Here is a 15,666-nt window from a genome sequence, read left to right as displayed (position 1 = left end):
TAGATGAACAGTTATCAAGACGAATTAAAGAAGGTATTATTGACTTACGATATGAACAAAATAAAAGAATTTATGTATAAACATAACAAAAATATGCCGAGAAATAACTTGGCTTTTTGGGCAGGGGTACACAAAGGGATATGTAATTTACCAAACTGCACAAACGAAGAAAAAGAATTTTCGAGAAAATGGTTAAAGAAACATGGATTCAAGGAAGAAATATTTTAGGAGGATAGATGAAAACAGTAAGAATAAACGACCTAGTAAAAAGAAATAAACAAATTTTAAGAAGAAGAAAGGTTATTGAAAAGAAATTAAAAGAGTTGCAACAAGAAGATAACGAACTTCTGAAGGAGTTGGAACGAAATAACAACTTCTTCACAAAACGAGGAATGGAACAGATAAAATGAAAATAACGCTTATCTGCCTAAAGATAGATAATAATGAATTAAAGACGACTGATAAAAACGAATGGCTCAAATTTATAAAAAGTCATCGTGGAAAAGTAAAAAGCATAGAGCAATTTAATTGGGAGATTCCACAAAATAAATTGCAGAAGGCTTTGGAATATTCATTTGATGAACTTTATAAATTTAAGCTGGAAGAAGGGAGAGGAAAGCAAGAATGAAAATTTTTATATCTGGAAATGTGCCAAGTTCCAAAAACAGCAAACGTTGGACAGGTAAAAGGCTTATAAATTCAGAAACTGTAATGAGATATAAGAAAAATACAGCCGATGAATGGTGGCAAGGAGGAATAAAATTCAGGGAAATGTTAGAAGGCAAAGAAAAGCCTTACACAATTGGATTTTATTTCATAAGAAACAGCAAGAGGGCATTTGACTATGTGAATGTTGCACAGCTTCCGTTAGATTTAATGCAGGAAAACGAATGGATAGAGAATGACAATATGGAAAATATCATTCCTGTATTCTTAGGTTATGAAGTTGATAAGGAAAATGCAGGGGTAAGAATAGAAATTTTATAGGAGGCAGTAGTTGAGCTTTAAGGAACACAACAACAGAAAAATTGCAAAAAAACTTGCTGAATACATCACAGGGACAGAATTAAGGCAGTATTTGGCTAGAAAAGTTAAAAAATATATCAAAATTGATAATCCTGTAATATTTGATGGTGCTATCGGAAGTGGGCAACTAGAACAATTTATAAACCCTTCCAAAGTGTACGGCGTAGATATTCAGGAACAATCTGTATCGACTGCAAGACAGAATTACAAAAATACAGATTTAGAGATAAAAAGTTTTTTTAACTATGATAGAAATGATTTTATAGCAGATTCCGTTGTAATGAATCCACCTTTTTCAATAGAGTTTAAAAGTTTGACAGATGAAGAAAAAGAGAATATACAAAAGGAATTTGATTGGAAAAAGAGTGGAAAAGTTGATGACATATTTGTTTTAAAATCACTTAAATATACAAAAAGATTCGCATTTTACATCCTTTTTCCTGGAGTATGTTACAGAAAAACAGAACAAAAATTCAGGGAATTAATAGGAAATAATTTAGCTGAATTGAACTTAATAAGAAATGCTTTTGATGATACAACAATAGAAGTAATTTTTATTGTTGTAGATAAAGAAAAAACATCAAGAGAACTGGAACAGGAAATATATGACTGCAAATCAAAAAAACAAATACATCATGAGATTTCTGAAATTCCCGAAAACTTCAGATGGGAAACTCCGCACGAAGTTGTCGAAAAAGAAGAAATTAATATAGACGAACTCAATAAAACTATTTCCGAAGGTTGGATAAGGAGTTTTGAAAAAAACCTTGAAATTGAAATATTTCTAAAATCCGAACTAGGGGCTGATATAGATGTACTTGGAAACATAAAAAAGGTTAGGGTCATATGCGATAAATTCGAAAAACAATTGAAAGGAAATAAAAAATGCAGTTCGATGACATCACAAGAGAAGCAATTGAAATTATTCAGTCTATTTGCGGAATTGCAACCGTAAGACTTATTGATATATTTAATATAAATTTTAACAGTAAAAAAGACGTTTTCGGAAGAAAGGATATAATTGAAAATGGATATCCAGCAATATTCTTTAGCGATGTATCAAGAAAATATGATATTGTTGTTGAAAACATTGAAAGCAAAATTTCAGAAGAGTTATTCAAAGTATCAGATAAAATGAGCAGGAATGATATTTTAGTAAGTCTTGAGGAATTTAACAAGATTCACGTTGGAAGAGCTGTGCTATATACTGGATTAAAAGAAGTAGCATTAAATGGCTATGTTGCATTTTTAACTTTGAAAGAAAGTTTCAAAGACGTGGTTAATCTTGAATATGTCTCATTTTATATAAATTATTCGGAGTTTTTTAGAAAACAGGTTTTCAAAAATTCGACAGGAGTAAGAGTTCAGAGAATTTCAAAACAAAACTTTGAATTTATGGAAATAAAACTTCCATTTCTTAAAACTCAAGACAAAGTAATGGAGAAATTCGAAACATTGAACAAAGGATTTAAAATAGTTTCAAATAGCATCGAAAACGAAATTAAAAAAACAACACTCGCAAAGGAATTTATCATGCAAGAGATATTTAACAAAATGGAGGAAATTAAATAATGACAAATGCAGAAATGTTGGATTTAAGAAAAATGGATATAAGATATTTAGAAAAAATGAAAAAACTTGTCAAAGAGTTCTACGCGGCTTTTGGGCAGGAGAGGTACCTGAACAAGGAAGTATATGGAGCAACAAGCATTGGACGGATGAAACTAAGAAATAAATTATTTGATGAAGAACTAAAGGAATTTTTGGAAGCTGAAACAGATGTGGAGAAATTAGATGCTATTTGTGATATGTATTACATAGCGATAGGCACAACACTTGAATTAGGGGTATACGGTAATCAGTTTTTTGTAATTGATTATTACAAACAAAGAACTTGGTTTAACGATGAACTAATTATGGAAGCATTCGAGGAAGTCCACAGAAGTAATATGTCAAAACTTGAAAATGGAAAAGCGATTTTCAGGGAAGATGGTAAAATTCTGAAAGGGAAAAATTATTTTAGACCGAATTTGAAGCAGTTTATTTAATAAAAAAACTAAAACAGGACAATGACAACTAAATATAATAACTGTGAAACCTAGAAATATTGTGGAGTTTATAGAGTATTGGCAAGCGAAAATAAAAAAGAGTAGAACAAAGGAGGAAATATGACTGAAATTTATAGTACAGTCCTCGTATATAAATTCACAAATAAAAAACAACCAATGAATGAAAAGGAGAAAATGATATGGATTTAATTAAAGTAAGTGTAGAAAATGTAAATGGAGTATTAGTAACAACAAGCAACAGAGTGGCAGAAGAGTTGGGAGTAAATCACAGAGATTTGTTAGGAAAAATAGATGGATATATTAAAAAATTTGGGGGTGCGGAACTTTCCGCAGACTTCTATATTGCCAGCGAATATGTGCATCCGCAAAATAAACAAACCTATAGAAATTATTTAATTACAGAAAAAGGAATTGCACAATTAATTGGAGGATATTCAGCGGCAGTACCGAAAGCATTTGAATTAAATGTGGCATATATTAATAAATTTGAAGAAATGAAAGAGGCTTTGAGGGAGCAAAAAACTCTATCAATCCCAGAGCAACTGCTGATAAATGCTCAATATCTAGTTGAAGTTGAGAAAAGGATAAATTCAGTTGAAGAAAACGTTGAAGAGTTTAAGAAAGATATTTCAAGACTTGAAAACAATCAAAGAAGAGAAGTTACCAGCAACCATTTGACAGTAATAGCCTATGCTAATATAAAAGGGATAAAGCCAAAATCATATCATGCACCTTCTATAGGAAAGAAAGCGACTAAGATATGCAGGGAAAGAAATTTGAGAACAGGTACAGTAGTAGACAGCAAGTACGGACTAATAAATACTTATCCTATGGAAGTGCTAGATGAAATATTTTTTTAAAAAAGTAGTTGACAAACGGTACGATATATTATATAATCATATCGTACTGTTATAGAGGAGGAAAAAATGGAAAAAAGAATTTTAAATATTTCCTATTCCAAAAGTGGTGCTGGTAGTATAACAACTAGATTATCTGTTCCTAAAAGTATGCTTGATAAAATGGGTGTAACTCAAGAGAATAGACAGATTGAACTAGAATTTGATGAAACTACTAAAGAAATCACAATTAGAAAAGCGAAATAAAAAAAACTCCTTAAACCTATAACAGTTCAAGGAGTATACACGTATAATAAGTGTCTAGCAACCTTATTATACTGTATAAACTCCAAAAAATCAATATTTTTAGGAGGAAAATTTATGACTTTTGAACAAAAATTAGGATTTGAAGTAGCGAAGGAAATGCTTGACACACACAATGGAGAATTGCAGAAGGCAAAAGATGAATTTTTTGAAGTGTTTGGAGAAATTTGGGAAAAGGCAAAAGAAAAAGGAATCAAAATGTTTGACTTGGAAGAAGCCTTATATAATTACTTAGATACAATCAAGGAAGAGTACTATAAAGCTGGAAGAGCAATTGACGGTGTAGTTGAAAGAGAAACTTTAAAAAACGAAGTGGCAAAAGCCAAGAAAAAGAAAATAGTATAATGGAGGATAAAAGAATGAAAAATGAATTAACAGTATTTGAAAATGAAAAATTTGGAAAAGTAAGAGTGGTTACAGAAAATGAAAAACCTTATTTCAATTTAAATGATGTATGCGAGATTTTAGGATTAAAAAATCCAAGACAAGTAAAAACAAGGCTTAAAGAAGATGGTGTCCGTTTGATGGACATCATAGATAATTTAGGAAGAGTACAGAAAAATAACTTTATAGATGAAAGTAATTTATATAAATGTATATTTCAAAGTGATAAACCTGAAGCAGAAGCAATCACAGAGTGGGTAACAGGAGAGGTATTGCCAGCGATAAGAAAGACAGGAATGTATATGACTGACGATGTATGGAACAGTATAATGAATGAACCTGAAAAAATAGGAGAACTTCTGATTAATTATGGAAAAGTGAGACAAGAAAACGAAAACCTTAAATTTGCCAATAAAGTTCAGGAACAGCAGATAATAGAATTGCAACCAAAGGCATTGTATTACGATTTAATTCTGCAATGCAAGGATTTATTAAGTACAACAATGATTGCTAAAGATTATGGAATGGCTGCAAAAGGATTTAATAAAATGCTGCACGAATTTGGAATTCAGTATAATCAAAGCGGAGTATGGTTTTTATATCAAAAGTATGCAATTTACGGATATACACAGACAAAAACAAATGCTTTTGTAAGAAGTGACGGAACACCTGACGGAAAACCGCATATGTATTGGACACAAAAAGGTAGAATATTCTTGTATAATTTTTTAAAAGATAAAGGTGTATTACCAACAATCGAGCAAGAAGAAGTGGGGGCTTAAAATATGGATAATAAAGATTTTGAAAAATATAAAAAGTTATTAAATGATTTCAAAGTTCAGGACAAAATAGGGGATTTATTTGTAAATGTTGCAAAATGCCTAGAATATGAAATGTATAATGAAGATATGAAAGATGTTACAGAAGAAATTATAAAAAACGAAATAGGAATGGAACAAATAGATACCGAAACAATAACGTTTGTTGTATACAAAGAATTTAAAAAATGGATAGAGAGTTAAACGAAAAGTTTCACAGTTATTAATTTAGCTGTGATTTTTTTATGGAGGAAAAATGGATGAAAATGTATTGGAAAAAATAAAAATTAGATTACTAAGCGGAATTGAAGTAAATGAAAGTGATTTTAATTTCATGAAGTTGAATGCCAATTTGTTTGAAGGTATTAAATTTATAAAAAAAAGGAAGGCTAGAAAGAAATGGCTTACACAGAAATCTCGAATCAAGAAATAATAATAACCTTGCCTGTGGAAAAAGTTTATCCAGGAATAAAAGAAAAATTGGAAGAATACTTAAATCATTTTCCAATAAAAGTTATTCCTGTAAAGAAGTTATCGCAGGCACAGAATGGCTTGATACACGTTTTGTTAAAGCAGTTCGGAGATGAGATTGGATACACTTTAATAGAGATTAAAGAACTAATGAAAGAACAGTTTGCAATATCCACAGATAGATTAGACTTTTCTACAGCAAAATGCGATATGGAAACAGCAAACGAATTTATATCATTTATCATAGAGCAGGCATTGGAACTTGGAATAAATTTATATATACTTGGAAAACACGATAAAAGGTATAAACATATATTGGAAATCGACAATATAACACAAAGATATGTAATCGCCTGCTTGAGAAAAAGAGTTTGCTGTATTTGTGGAAAAGAGCATAACGAGTACAATACAATCGAGCTACACCATTGGAACTCGGTAGCAAGCATAGGCGGATATGAAAACTGCGACGGATTAAAAACGCCATTTATGAGTTTATGTGCCAAGCATCATCAAGAATTCCATGCAACAGGCAAGGAAACGTTTAAGAATAAATATTATATTGAGGGGGTTTGGTTAAATGTGGAACTCGTAAAAGAGTTGAAGAAAATATATAAAGGGCATTTTAAAGCATTTAAGGAGGAGATATGAAAAAATTATTATTAGCAGGACTTTTAGTAATAACTATAAGTTGCAGTACATATTATGAGAAATTTCAACAAGAGTGTAGTCAATATAAAGTTATCAAGAAGTTAAAATCTAAAACAAGTAAAAAGATATATCTGAAATTTGAAAACGGAAGCATACACGAGGTATCGCCAATATTAAAATATGAGGATATAGAAGAAAATCATAAGTTAAAAAAATGTGATTTTTAAAAAAGTTTTGGAAATTAGGACAATGACAGTTGAATATTTTTGGTCTTAGGGTATAATATATATTATATTTTAGGAGGAAATGCTAATATGACAGAAATAGAAATATTAAAGAAAGAATTGAAAGAATTAAGAATAGAACTTTGTACTATAAGGGAAATTTTAAAGCATAATAATATTCTAAATGACGAAGAATTTGTTGAAATTTTTGGCGCAATTGATAGAAAAGAAGGAAAAGAAAAATTGGAAGAAATAAAGAAAAAATATGAAAAAAAGACCAAATAAAACTGGTCTTTTTGATTGCATAAAATAAATAAAAATATTATTTAAGATTTTAAGTTTCAAAAAACAAAACTCAAACACTTGAAAAACTCATAAAATAAGGTATAATTAGGAGGTAAAATTGAACACAAAAAAAGAACTTACACAAGATGACATAACAGAATTATTAAAAGATGAAGAGATTTTATATTTACTTGAGGATTTAAAAAAATCAAAAGAATATCAAGATAATATAAAAATAACATTAGTATTAAAAAAAGGAAAAATTACTGGAAAAGAATATACAGTAAGAAAATTTAATAATAAAAACAGGGCAAGATAAACCTCAGATGAGTGAGCCACTGAATAGATAGATTAGAAATAGTCTATTTGTTTGGTGGCTCTTTTTTTGTCTAAAAATCAAAGAAAGGGGGAACAAATGTCGGTTATATTATTGATTGCAAGTTTTTTTATTAATATAGCAGTAATATTGATACTATTTCAAATTATTTGTTATGGGACAAAAAAATACATAAAAGAAAGAATCAAAAGAAATTTGGAACTCTTAGACAAATTAGAAGAGATTGAAAAAGATATAGACAACAAGATAGATGGATTAAAGATAATGATATATGATAAATATCTTGATAGATGTAGAGTAGGAATGAAGAAACAAAGAGAAGAAGACAAAGGATTGAGAGATAAGCTAGTAGAATTAGAGAATAAATACTCGAAATAGCAAATACACCAAACAATCGTTAAAGCGAAAACAAAGAAAAAAAACAAAATTTTGATTAAAAAGGTACTTCCAGAGAGACAAAAAAGAGCGAACGGGTTCGAAGCCCCAGAAAAAATATGGGTACAATGTTTTTGAAACTTTAGTTCCGTACCAGAAAGGCGGTGTTTATGGTAGTTAAGGAAGGTCAAATTGTAAGAGCAATGGATTTAGCAAAAATGCTTGGTGTTTCAGATAGGCATATTAGGGATTTAGCTAATGAAAATGTTGTAAAAAAAACGGCACAAGGAAAATATCTGCTTTTAGAAAGTGTACGTGGGTATATTGAGTATTTAAAATCTAGGAATGATGCTGATATTAGCTTAAAAGATGAAAAAATTAAGGAAGAAACTAAAAGGATTATTAAAGATACCGAAATTAAGGAACTCAAAATTAAAGAATTGAAAAATCAATTGCATTCGGCTGATGTTATTGAAAAAGTAATGACAGATAGTCTTATAAATATGAAAGGTAAATTGCTTTCCTTATCTAACAAATTAGCACCGCAAATAATAGCATTAGATAATTTGGGAGAGATTCAAGATGTTATCCAAGATGGAATATTCGAAGCGTTGGAAGAACTTAGTGAATATAATCCAGAGATGTTCAGAAGTAAAAACTTTGTTGAAGACGATGAAGAAGAGGAAATGGAGGTTAAAAATGAAAAAAGAAAGCATGGCAGACCTAAAAAGAGCCAATGATTTATTTAAAAAGATTTTTTCAGTACTTAAACCTCCGCCAAAACTTACAATTGACACTTGGTCTGACAAATATAGGATTTTATCAACTAAGACTTCTAGCGAACCAGGACGGTGGAATACTGATAGAGTTCCATTTCAAAGAGAGGTAATGAGAGCGATATCAGATAAAAGGACTGAGAAGGTTGTAATGATGTATGGAGCTCAACTATCTAAAACTGAAATACTTATGAATACATTTGGGTTTTATGCTGATTATGATCCAGCTCCAATCATGTTTTTAATGCCTACCAAAGATATGGCTCAAGATTTTTCAAGCACTAGGCTTAACGATATGATTTTGAGTACTCCACAACTTAGAAACAAAATAATTGAGAGCGATAATTCAAGGGATACTAAAAGGCAAAAGGAATTTGCTGGGGGTTATATAGTTTTGACTGGAAGTAATTCTGCGGCGGAATTGTCAAGTAGACCGATTAGGATTTTATTAGCTGATGAAATTGATAGATTTCCGTCTAATGTAAAAGGCGAAGGTGATCCACTTAATCTAGCAATTGAAAGGACCAAAACATTTTGGAATAAAAAAATTGTGCTTACAAGTACGCCAACCATTAAAGGTGGAAGTAGAGTAGAACTGGAATACGAGAACAGCACAAAAGAAGAGTATTATGTGCCTTGTCCAAAATGTGGAGAAATGCAAACGTTAAAGTGGAGAAATATCATGTTTGAAGATGTGACACACAAATGTGAAAAATGTTTGGAAACTTCTAGTGAGTACGATTGGAAAAGAAATCTTATCAAAGGAGAATGGAGAGCACATAATAGTGAAGTTGACAGGTTTCAAGTAAGAGGATTTCATATTTCGGAACTTTATAGTCCGTTTTCTAAATGGAGTAGCATTATTAATAAATTTAAAGCGGCAAAAGGTGATGAACAGCTTATGAAAGTATTTGTTAATACAGCTCTTGGGGAATGCTGGGAAGAAAAAGTTGAAAGATTTAACTTTGAGGAAATACAAGCGAGAGCTGAAGATTACGGCGAATACTTGAATCATGAAGATGGAACTTATGAGGAAGTAGAAATTCCTGACAAAGTCAATGTGCTTACAGCTGGTGTCGATGTTCAAGACAATAGACTTGAGGTTGAAATCGTTGGATGGGCAAAAGGTGAAGAAAGCTGGGGTATTTATTATAAAGTTATTATGGGAAATCCTGCTTTGCCTTATGTTTGGAATGAATTAGACCAAATTTTATTGAAAGATTATTCTTATCAGAACGGAGAAAAAATAAGGGTTGCTTGTGCTTGTGTTGATACAGGTGGGCATCATACTGATGATGTTTACAGGTATGTAAAAGCAAGAGAACAGTTGAATATTTTTGGAATAAAAGGAAGTGGAGAAACTGGGAGACCTCTTATTTCGCGTCCTAGTAAGAACAATAAAGGAGGAATTTCCTTATTTGTCTTGGGAGTTAATACTGGGAAAGATACAATAATGAGTAATCTTAAAGTAAAAGAACCAGGAGCTAAATATATGCATTATCCAAGCAATCCTAAGCGTGGATATGATGAAATTTATTTTAAAGGACTTACGTCCGAAATAAAAGTTGTTACATTTAGCAAAGGACAAGCTAAAATCGAGTGGAAAACAGTAGGAGATAAAAGAAATGAACCGCTCGATATTCGTAATTATGCACAAGCTGCATTAAGAATTGCTAATCCAGATTTAGACATTAGGTACTCAACCGATTTGTTAAATGGATTAAGAACACAGAGAGTTAGTAGAAAAAGAAAAATACTGTCGAAAGGAATTAAGTAAATGGGAAAATCGAATTATTCAAGAGAATATATTTTAGAAATGATAGTTGAATATGGTAAAGCTGAACGAGCAGTTTTAACAGGAAAAAGCTATAAAATTGGGACAAGAGAACTTACTCGAATGGGAATAGATGAAATAAGAAAAGGGAGAGCTTATTGGGAAAATGAATTACAAAAATTAAATAGTATTGGAAAAAGAAGAGTGAGAAGAGGAGTTCCTAGAAATCTTTAAGTTAGAAAGAGAGGTGTGATATGAATTTAATTGACAATTTAGTGGCAGTATTTAATCCGCAAAAAGGAGTAGAAAGATTTAAAGCAAGAAGAAAACTGGAAATTTTAAATACAGGATATTCCAATCACGGAGCTTCAACTACTAAAAAAGCAATGATAGGTTGGCAAAGTACTGCGGGCGGTGTAAAAAAAGATATTTATAAAAATCGTAAGAAATTGATTGAGCGTTCAAGAGATTTATATATGGGAACTTCTGTTGCAACTGGAGCATTGAAAACCATTAACACAAATGTTGTGGGAAGTGGTTTGAAATTAAAAGCGGCTATTGATAGTGAAACAATAGGGATAAGTGATGATGAAGCGGCTAAGGTAGAAGAAATGATTGAAAAAGAATTTGAACTTTGGTCGAAAGATAAGATTGATAATTTAGGAACTATGAATTTTTATCAAGTTCAAGAACTTGTATTTTTGACAGTGCTACTAAATGGAGAATGCTTTATAAAATTAAATTATTTTGAAACACCTAAAAATCCGTATAGTTTGAAGTTAGAAATTTTAGAGCCTGATAGAATTTATACTCCTAATAATATGATTTCGGATAAAAGTGTAGTTGAAGGAGTAAAGATAGATAAAAATGGAAGAGTTGAAGGTTATTATGTTTCATCTGAACATCCATTGGACGCAACTGGTGCAGTAACAGAAAAATTTATTAAAGTTTATGGAAGTGAGAATCAAAAAAACATAATCCATCTTCTTTTTACCGAAAGACCTGAACAAGTAAGAGGAATCCCAATATTGTCACCAGTTATCGAAAATTTAAAACAGCTTGGAAATTATACTGAAGCAGAATTAATGGCTGCTGTTATAAGTGGATTGTATGCAATTTTTATTGAAAGTGAAGCTGATAGTCCGAGCGGGGCTGATGTCGGAGAACTTGAAGCGGTTGAAAATGATTTGCTGGTAGATTCAGAAGATGAAACCACTATAGAACTTGCACCAGGAATGATTGCTTCACTTAATCCAGGAGAAAAAGCAAAAGCCACTAATCCAGGAAGACCAAATGCGCAATTTGACCCATTTGTAACGAGTATTTTAAGACAAATAGGGAGTGCTTTAGAAGTTCCGTATGAACTTTTGATTAAGCATTTCACGGCGAGTTATTCAGCAAGTCGTGCGGCACTTTTGGAAGCATGGAAAATGTTCAGAAAAAGACGAGAGTGGTTTTCTGAAAACTTTACTCAACCAATTTATGAAGAATGGTTAAATGAAGCTTATTTATTAGGGAGAGTAGAACTTAAAAACTATGGAACTGATTTCCTTATAGATAAAGCTTGGTGTGGGTCACAATGGAATGGACCTTCGCAAGGGCAAATTGACCCATTAAAAGAGGCTAATGCTGCTGTTATAAGAATTAATAATGGATTATCAACTAGAACTAGAGAAACGGCAGAGCTAAATGGTGGAGATTTTGAACAAAATGTAAGAATTTTAGCAAAAGAAAATAAATTATTAAAAGAGAAAGGAGTGGTAATAAATGCCGAAACAACTAAAATTTTGGAATCTAGTGAAGAATGAGGAAGAAAAAACGGCGGAACTTATACTTTATGGGAGTATAGGAAGTGATGAGTATTGGGATGATGTATCCGATAAGGTATTTAAACAAGATATAGAAAACCTTGGAGATGTGGAAAATATTACTTTACATATAAATAGTCCAGGTGGAAGTGTATTTAGTGCTGTAGCAATAGCGAATACTCTTAAAAATCACAAAGCTAAAGTGACGGCAAATATTGATGGTTTGGCAGCAAGTGCCGCAACTATTATAACAAGTGCTTGTGATACTGTAAGAATGCCTAAAAATGCTTTATTTATGATTCACAATCCAATTACTTTTGCTTATGGGAACAATCAAGAAATGCAAAAAACTGTTGAAATGCTTGATAAGGTTAAAAACAGTATTATTGAAACATATTTAAATAAAACAAAAACTGATAAGGAAACTTTATCTGAATTAATGGATAATGAAACTTGGATGGATGCGGAAATGGCTAAAGATTACGGATTTGTTGATGAAATTGTGGATGAAGAAGTAGGGAAAGAATTTGTAGAAAATAAATTAATTATAAATAACATGGCTTTTGATATTTCAAAATTTAAAAATTTTAGAAAAGTAAAAGGTGTAGTTATTAATAATAAAAAAAATACTAAGGAGGTAAAAATGACTTTAGATGAGTTAAAAAACCAATTTCCTGATTTGTATGATTATGTATTAAATGAGGGAAAAAAGATTGGAAAAGAGGAAGAAAGGGAAAGAATAAAAGCTATTGATGATATAGGGGTCAATAATTATTCTGACTTAATAGAAAATGCGAAATATGTAAATCCTATGTCAGCTAGTGAATTGGCTATTAATATTTTGAAAAAGCAAAAAGAAGAAAAAGCTCAAAAGTTGCAAAATATTAAAAACGAAAGCCAAGGTAATTTTATACCACCAGCTGCGAATGATGGAACAACGCATGGCAAAAAAGAAGAAAAACAGTTTATGGGACTTGATATTATGACTATTTTTTCTAAAATGAATAAAAAAACAGAGGAGGGGAAATAAATGGATTTTGTAACAAAAGGCAATGAATATGCCAGTGAACAATTTTTGAGCGGTACAGGACACAGATATATGGAATTTGAAGTGCCGCAAGGTAAAAGTGTAAAAAGAGGTGATGCTGTAAATGTAACTGCCGAACTTTCAGATGGAACTGATTTATTTGGAATAGTTATGGAAAATGCTGACGGAACAACTGTGAAAACTAAAACAACTGTAGCTATTTCAGGGGAATTCATTTTTGAGGGATTAAATGTGAAAGCAGGTACACAAAAAGCAGATTTTACAAAAGCAGCTAGAGATAAAGGTATTGTAATAAAAGGATTAGGAGGTAAGGAATAATGCCAGCAGTAATAGAATTTATTGGGTTGTATGACCAGAATGTGATTAGACCGAAATCATTTATAAGAGACAGTTATTTTAAAAATAGAAAAACATCAGAAAATCAAAAAATGGAAATAGAATTTAGAAAAGGAAGACAACTTGTAGCACCTTTTGTATCTGAATTTATTCCAGGAACAGAAATGGTAAAGAACACTTATGAAAGTAAATTTTTTCAAGCTCCAAAAGTAGCACCAAAAAGAACTTTTTCGGCTTTTGAGTTGTTTTTTAATAAAACGGCAGGGGAAACAATTTATGGCGGGAAAAGTCCCGAGGAAAGAAAAGCAGACTTACTTGCAGAATCTTTTGCTGAATTTGAAGAACAAATTACAAGAAGAGAAGAAAAAATGTGTGCTGAAGCGTTGTTTGATGGGAAAGTAGTTGTAAAAGGTGAAGGAATAGAAGGGGAAATTAAATTTGGAACAGTTGAAGAAATTACACCAGCTGTTTTATGGACTCAACCTAATGCTGATATAATTGGAGATTTACAAGCGGCAATAACAAAAATAGGAGAAAACACAGGTTTAAGACCTGAAATGATTTTAATGGACCCAGTAACTGCAAAATTATTTGTAGAAAATGAAAAAGTTCAAAAATTATTAGATGTAAGAAATTATCACATGGGAGAAATTAATCCTAGAGAAATTGCAAGTGGAGCAATCTATATTGGAACTCTTGCACCATTTGGACTTCCTATTTATTCTTATCAGTCACAACATTCTGTGTTAAATGCTGATGGAAAAACTTATTCAACAAAAAATATTGTTCCTGAAGGTAAAGTGTTGTTAGCACCAAGCAATAATACAATTATCTACGGACCAGCAGCGGATGTAAAACAAGGAATTATTGTAGCAGAGCGTTCAGTTTTTACAGATGAAGATTCAAAATCTAACACTGTAGAAATCAGGACAGAATCAAGACCACTTCCTGTGGTTTATGATATCGAAGCTATAAAAATATTGAAAGTTAAATAGGAGGTAATGATGAAATTTAGAACATTAAAGCCTATGATTTATGGTGGAGTTAGTTATGAAGTAGACGGTGAAGTAGATATACAAGAAAAGTCAGTAATAAAAAGCTGTCTTGAAAGAGGGCTTATTGCTGAAATAAACGGTAAAACTGAAAAGTCTGAAGAATCAATTGAAATAGAAAATACTGAAGAAACAGATAAAAAAGATACAAAAAATAAGAAAAATAGGTAAAAAACATGAATTTTAAAGATATTTTAGAAAATGATATACAAAATACATTTTTAAATTCAGAAGAGTTTGGTGAAACACATAATTTGAATGGTACTGATGTTATTTGTGTGACAGATGAGGACAGTTTTCAAGAAAAGGAAATTAGTGGAAAATTAACAATAGAAAGTGGATTTTACAAGGAAGGGATTACGGTATTTATTGACAAAAAGTATTTGAAGTATAAGCCTGAAGGCAATATGAGGATAGATTTTGACAATAAGGAATGGATAGTTGCAAACTGTAAAGAGAACTTTGGTATGTATGAACTTGATTTATATAGATACACGGATTATTAGGAGTTGATTTAGATGTTTACGATTCAATTTGATGAAAGTGTCCTTAATGATATTGAGAATAAGTTCGTTGAATTTCCGCAACAAGCTCCAAAGGCTTTAGCAAGTGCTTTAAATAGGGTTTCAACTATGAGTAAAACTCGTATGGTTAGAAATGCAACTAAGACCTATACGGTTAAATATGGGGATTTATTAAGCGGATTGACTATGAAAAGAGCTAATCCTGGTAAGCTGATGGCTGAAATCAATTCTAATGGAGGTTATTTGGGATTAGACCATTTCCAATTGAATCCGAGCACAAGAACAGGCAGAACATCGGTAACGGCTACAGTAAAGAATGGTAATGGGATAATGCTTAATGATAAAACATTTATAGCATATAAAGACGGTCATTTAGGGGCATTCGAAAGAGAAGGAAATGGACGATTGCCAATCAAAAGAAAATACGGACCGTCTGCTCCACAAATGTTAGGACCTACGACTTTTTTACCTGATCTCGATGAATTTATGTCTCAAAAGTTAAATGAAAGGTTTGAACATGAGTTGAATAGGCTCTTGTCAATGTAATTTAT

The 15,666-nt window shown here is 31.3% G+C and carries 28 protein-coding genes; all 28 read left to right on the top strand.

Features of this window, described 5'->3' with window-relative positions:
- Positions 1 to 3 precede the first annotated feature (3 nt).
- The 28 genes from FVE75_RS08315 (at position 4) to FVE75_RS08190 (ending at position 15,661) form a co-directional block, all read left to right on the top strand.
- On the top strand, positions 4 to 228 hold the full coding sequence (locus FVE75_RS08315; RefSeq protein WP_147006034.1) for a hypothetical protein: 225 nt from the start codon (positions 4 to 6) through the stop codon (positions 226 to 228).
- 8 nt (positions 229 to 236) lie between these two features.
- On the top strand, positions 237 to 410 hold the full coding sequence (locus tag FVE75_RS10975; RefSeq protein WP_172618805.1) for a hypothetical protein: 174 nt from the start codon (positions 237 to 239) through the stop codon (positions 408 to 410).
- Positions 407 to 628, top strand: coding sequence for a hypothetical protein (locus FVE75_RS08310; RefSeq protein WP_147006033.1), 222 nt, complete (start codon positions 407 to 409; stop codon positions 626 to 628). The genes FVE75_RS10975 and FVE75_RS08310 overlap by 4 nt, the downstream gene beginning before the upstream one ends.
- A complete protein-coding gene (locus FVE75_RS08305) occupies positions 625 to 987 on the top strand; it encodes a hypothetical protein (protein ID WP_147006032.1) in 363 nt (120 codons plus the stop codon). The genes FVE75_RS08310 and FVE75_RS08305 overlap by 4 nt, the downstream gene beginning before the upstream one ends.
- Before the next feature lie 10 nt (positions 988 to 997).
- Positions 998 to 1,981 (top strand): N-6 DNA methylase, encoded by a 984-nt coding sequence (locus FVE75_RS08300; protein ID WP_147006031.1) that lies wholly within the window; start codon positions 998 to 1,000, stop codon positions 1,979 to 1,981.
- Entirely contained in the window at positions 1,912 to 2,598 is a 687-nt protein-coding gene (locus FVE75_RS08295; protein WP_147006030.1) for a restriction endonuclease subunit S, read from the top strand. The genes FVE75_RS08300 and FVE75_RS08295 overlap by 70 nt, the downstream gene beginning before the upstream one ends.
- Positions 2,598 to 3,074, top strand: coding sequence for a nucleoside triphosphate pyrophosphohydrolase family protein (locus tag FVE75_RS08290; RefSeq protein ID WP_197735182.1), 477 nt, complete (start codon positions 2,598 to 2,600; stop codon positions 3,072 to 3,074). Before FVE75_RS08295 ends, FVE75_RS08290 begins: the two co-directional genes overlap by 1 nt.
- 200 nt (positions 3,075 to 3,274) lie before the next feature.
- Positions 3,275 to 3,955, top strand: coding sequence for a Rha family transcriptional regulator (locus tag FVE75_RS08285; RefSeq protein ID WP_147006029.1), 681 nt, complete (start codon positions 3,275 to 3,277; stop codon positions 3,953 to 3,955).
- 66 nt (positions 3,956 to 4,021) lie between these two features.
- The gene (locus FVE75_RS08280; RefSeq protein WP_021767564.1) at positions 4,022 to 4,198 is read left to right on the top strand and encodes a hypothetical protein; all 177 of its coding nucleotides are present in this window, start codon (positions 4,022 to 4,024) and stop codon (positions 4,196 to 4,198) included.
- Positions 4,199 to 4,312: 114 nt separating this feature from the next.
- Positions 4,313 to 4,600, top strand: coding sequence for a hypothetical protein (locus FVE75_RS08275; protein ID WP_006803877.1), 288 nt, complete (start codon positions 4,313 to 4,315; stop codon positions 4,598 to 4,600).
- Positions 4,601 to 4,614: 14 nt separating this feature from the next.
- On the top strand, positions 4,615 to 5,421 hold the full coding sequence (locus FVE75_RS08270) for a phage antirepressor (RefSeq protein ID WP_172618804.1): 807 nt from the start codon (positions 4,615 to 4,617) through the stop codon (positions 5,419 to 5,421).
- Between the two features lie 3 nt (positions 5,422 to 5,424).
- The gene (locus tag FVE75_RS08265) at positions 5,425 to 5,661 is read left to right on the top strand and encodes a hypothetical protein (protein ID WP_147006027.1); all 237 of its coding nucleotides are present in this window, start codon (positions 5,425 to 5,427) and stop codon (positions 5,659 to 5,661) included.
- A gap of 52 nt (positions 5,662 to 5,713) precedes the next feature.
- Positions 5,714 to 5,890, top strand: a complete 177-nt coding sequence (locus FVE75_RS10970) for a hypothetical protein (protein ID WP_172618803.1) — start codon at positions 5,714 to 5,716, stop codon at positions 5,888 to 5,890.
- On the top strand, positions 5,857 to 6,576 hold the full coding sequence (locus tag FVE75_RS08260) for a putative HNHc nuclease (protein ID WP_147006026.1): 720 nt from the start codon (positions 5,857 to 5,859) through the stop codon (positions 6,574 to 6,576). The genes FVE75_RS10970 and FVE75_RS08260 overlap by 34 nt, the downstream gene beginning before the upstream one ends.
- On the top strand, positions 6,573 to 6,803 hold the full coding sequence (locus FVE75_RS08255; RefSeq protein ID WP_147006025.1) for a hypothetical protein: 231 nt from the start codon (positions 6,573 to 6,575) through the stop codon (positions 6,801 to 6,803). The genes FVE75_RS08260 and FVE75_RS08255 overlap by 4 nt, the downstream gene beginning before the upstream one ends.
- Positions 6,804 to 6,890: 87 nt before the next feature.
- Positions 6,891 to 7,085 (top strand): hypothetical protein, encoded by a 195-nt coding sequence (locus FVE75_RS08250; protein ID WP_147006024.1) that lies wholly within the window; start codon positions 6,891 to 6,893, stop codon positions 7,083 to 7,085.
- A 118-nt stretch (positions 7,086 to 7,203) separates the two neighbouring features.
- Positions 7,204 to 7,404, top strand: a complete 201-nt coding sequence (locus tag FVE75_RS08245) for a hypothetical protein (protein WP_147006023.1) — start codon at positions 7,204 to 7,206, stop codon at positions 7,402 to 7,404.
- Positions 7,405 to 7,500: 96 nt separating this feature from the next.
- Complete coding sequence (locus tag FVE75_RS08240; RefSeq protein WP_026745283.1) at positions 7,501 to 7,800, top strand: hypothetical protein; 300 nt, start codon at positions 7,501 to 7,503, stop codon at positions 7,798 to 7,800.
- 167 nt (positions 7,801 to 7,967) lie between these two features.
- On the top strand, positions 7,968 to 8,537 hold the full coding sequence (locus FVE75_RS08235; protein WP_026745284.1) for a hypothetical protein: 570 nt from the start codon (positions 7,968 to 7,970) through the stop codon (positions 8,535 to 8,537).
- Complete coding sequence (locus FVE75_RS08230) at positions 8,497 to 10,350, top strand: phage terminase large subunit family protein (RefSeq protein ID WP_232052513.1); 1,854 nt, start codon at positions 8,497 to 8,499, stop codon at positions 10,348 to 10,350. Before FVE75_RS08235 ends, FVE75_RS08230 begins: the two co-directional genes overlap by 41 nt.
- Positions 10,351 to 10,581 carry a DUF6148 family protein gene (locus FVE75_RS08225; RefSeq protein WP_018450293.1) on the top strand — a complete coding sequence of 77 codons (231 nt, stop codon included), beginning with the start codon at positions 10,351 to 10,353 and terminating at the stop codon, positions 10,579 to 10,581.
- Between the two features lie 20 nt (positions 10,582 to 10,601).
- On the top strand, positions 10,602 to 12,155 hold the full coding sequence (locus FVE75_RS08220) for a phage portal protein (protein ID WP_026745286.1): 1,554 nt from the start codon (positions 10,602 to 10,604) through the stop codon (positions 12,153 to 12,155).
- Positions 12,115 to 13,185: a head maturation protease, ClpP-related gene (locus tag FVE75_RS08215; protein WP_147006022.1), complete on the top strand. Its 1,071-nt coding sequence runs from the start codon at positions 12,115 to 12,117 to the stop codon at positions 13,183 to 13,185. Before FVE75_RS08220 ends, FVE75_RS08215 begins: the two co-directional genes overlap by 41 nt.
- A complete protein-coding gene (locus FVE75_RS08210) occupies positions 13,186 to 13,521 on the top strand; it encodes a hypothetical protein (RefSeq protein WP_006803895.1) in 336 nt (111 codons plus the stop codon).
- Positions 13,521 to 14,534, top strand: a complete 1,014-nt coding sequence (locus FVE75_RS08205; RefSeq protein ID WP_147006021.1) for a major capsid protein — start codon at positions 13,521 to 13,523, stop codon at positions 14,532 to 14,534. The genes FVE75_RS08210 and FVE75_RS08205 overlap by 1 nt, the downstream gene beginning before the upstream one ends.
- Before the next feature lie 9 nt (positions 14,535 to 14,543).
- Positions 14,544 to 14,762, top strand: coding sequence for a GTP-binding protein LepA (locus tag FVE75_RS08200; RefSeq protein ID WP_147006020.1), 219 nt, complete (start codon positions 14,544 to 14,546; stop codon positions 14,760 to 14,762).
- Between the two features lie 5 nt (positions 14,763 to 14,767).
- Positions 14,768 to 15,097: a hypothetical protein gene (locus tag FVE75_RS08195; RefSeq protein WP_026745290.1), complete on the top strand. Its 330-nt coding sequence runs from the start codon at positions 14,768 to 14,770 to the stop codon at positions 15,095 to 15,097.
- A gap of 12 nt (positions 15,098 to 15,109) precedes the next feature.
- Positions 15,110 to 15,661: a phage tail protein gene (locus FVE75_RS08190; protein ID WP_147006019.1), complete on the top strand. Its 552-nt coding sequence runs from the start codon at positions 15,110 to 15,112 to the stop codon at positions 15,659 to 15,661.
- Positions 15,662 to 15,666 lie beyond the last annotated feature (5 nt).

It is taken from the genome of Leptotrichia hongkongensis (assembly GCF_007990635.1).
Classification (GTDB): domain Bacteria; phylum Fusobacteriota; class Fusobacteriia; order Fusobacteriales; family Leptotrichiaceae; genus Leptotrichia; species Leptotrichia hongkongensis.
This window is presented reverse-complemented; position numbering and strand designations above follow the sequence as displayed.

Coding starts and splice junctions, on each gene's coding strand:
- FVE75_RS08315 (WP_147006034.1), top strand. CDS start 4: ATGAACAGTTATCAAGACGAATTAAAGAAGGTATTATTGACTTACGAT.
- FVE75_RS10975 (WP_172618805.1), top strand. CDS start 237: ATGAAAACAGTAAGAATAAACGACCTAGTAAAAAGAAATAAACAAATT.
- FVE75_RS08310 (WP_147006033.1), top strand. CDS start 407: ATGAAAATAACGCTTATCTGCCTAAAGATAGATAATAATGAATTAAAG.
- FVE75_RS08305 (WP_147006032.1), top strand. CDS start 625: ATGAAAATTTTTATATCTGGAAATGTGCCAAGTTCCAAAAACAGCAAA.
- FVE75_RS08295 (WP_147006030.1), top strand. CDS start 1,912: ATGCAGTTCGATGACATCACAAGAGAAGCAATTGAAATTATTCAGTCT.
- FVE75_RS08290 (WP_197735182.1), top strand. CDS start 2,598: ATGACAAATGCAGAAATGTTGGATTTAAGAAAAATGGATATAAGATAT.
- FVE75_RS08285 (WP_147006029.1), top strand. CDS start 3,275: ATGGATTTAATTAAAGTAAGTGTAGAAAATGTAAATGGAGTATTAGTA.
- FVE75_RS08280 (WP_021767564.1), top strand. CDS start 4,022: ATGGAAAAAAGAATTTTAAATATTTCCTATTCCAAAAGTGGTGCTGGT.
- FVE75_RS08275 (WP_006803877.1), top strand. CDS start 4,313: ATGACTTTTGAACAAAAATTAGGATTTGAAGTAGCGAAGGAAATGCTT.
- FVE75_RS08270 (WP_172618804.1), top strand. CDS start 4,615: ATGAAAAATGAATTAACAGTATTTGAAAATGAAAAATTTGGAAAAGTA.
- FVE75_RS08265 (WP_147006027.1), top strand. CDS start 5,425: ATGGATAATAAAGATTTTGAAAAATATAAAAAGTTATTAAATGATTTC.
- FVE75_RS10970 (WP_172618803.1), top strand. CDS start 5,714: ATGGATGAAAATGTATTGGAAAAAATAAAAATTAGATTACTAAGCGGA.
- FVE75_RS08260 (WP_147006026.1), top strand. CDS start 5,857: ATGGCTTACACAGAAATCTCGAATCAAGAAATAATAATAACCTTGCCT.
- FVE75_RS08255 (WP_147006025.1), top strand. CDS start 6,573: ATGAAAAAATTATTATTAGCAGGACTTTTAGTAATAACTATAAGTTGC.
- FVE75_RS08250 (WP_147006024.1), top strand. CDS start 6,891: ATGACAGAAATAGAAATATTAAAGAAAGAATTGAAAGAATTAAGAATA.
- FVE75_RS08240 (WP_026745283.1), top strand. CDS start 7,501: ATGTCGGTTATATTATTGATTGCAAGTTTTTTTATTAATATAGCAGTA.
- FVE75_RS08235 (WP_026745284.1), top strand. CDS start 7,968: ATGGTAGTTAAGGAAGGTCAAATTGTAAGAGCAATGGATTTAGCAAAA.
- FVE75_RS08230 (WP_232052513.1), top strand. CDS start 8,497: ATGAAAAAAGAAAGCATGGCAGACCTAAAAAGAGCCAATGATTTATTT.
- FVE75_RS08225 (WP_018450293.1), top strand. CDS start 10,351: ATGGGAAAATCGAATTATTCAAGAGAATATATTTTAGAAATGATAGTT.
- FVE75_RS08220 (WP_026745286.1), top strand. CDS start 10,602: ATGAATTTAATTGACAATTTAGTGGCAGTATTTAATCCGCAAAAAGGA.
- FVE75_RS08215 (WP_147006022.1), top strand. CDS start 12,115: ATGCCGAAACAACTAAAATTTTGGAATCTAGTGAAGAATGAGGAAGAA.
- FVE75_RS08210 (WP_006803895.1), top strand. CDS start 13,186: ATGGATTTTGTAACAAAAGGCAATGAATATGCCAGTGAACAATTTTTG.
- FVE75_RS08205 (WP_147006021.1), top strand. CDS start 13,521: ATGCCAGCAGTAATAGAATTTATTGGGTTGTATGACCAGAATGTGATT.
- FVE75_RS08200 (WP_147006020.1), top strand. CDS start 14,544: ATGAAATTTAGAACATTAAAGCCTATGATTTATGGTGGAGTTAGTTAT.
- FVE75_RS08195 (WP_026745290.1), top strand. CDS start 14,768: ATGAATTTTAAAGATATTTTAGAAAATGATATACAAAATACATTTTTA.
- FVE75_RS08190 (WP_147006019.1), top strand. CDS start 15,110: ATGTTTACGATTCAATTTGATGAAAGTGTCCTTAATGATATTGAGAAT.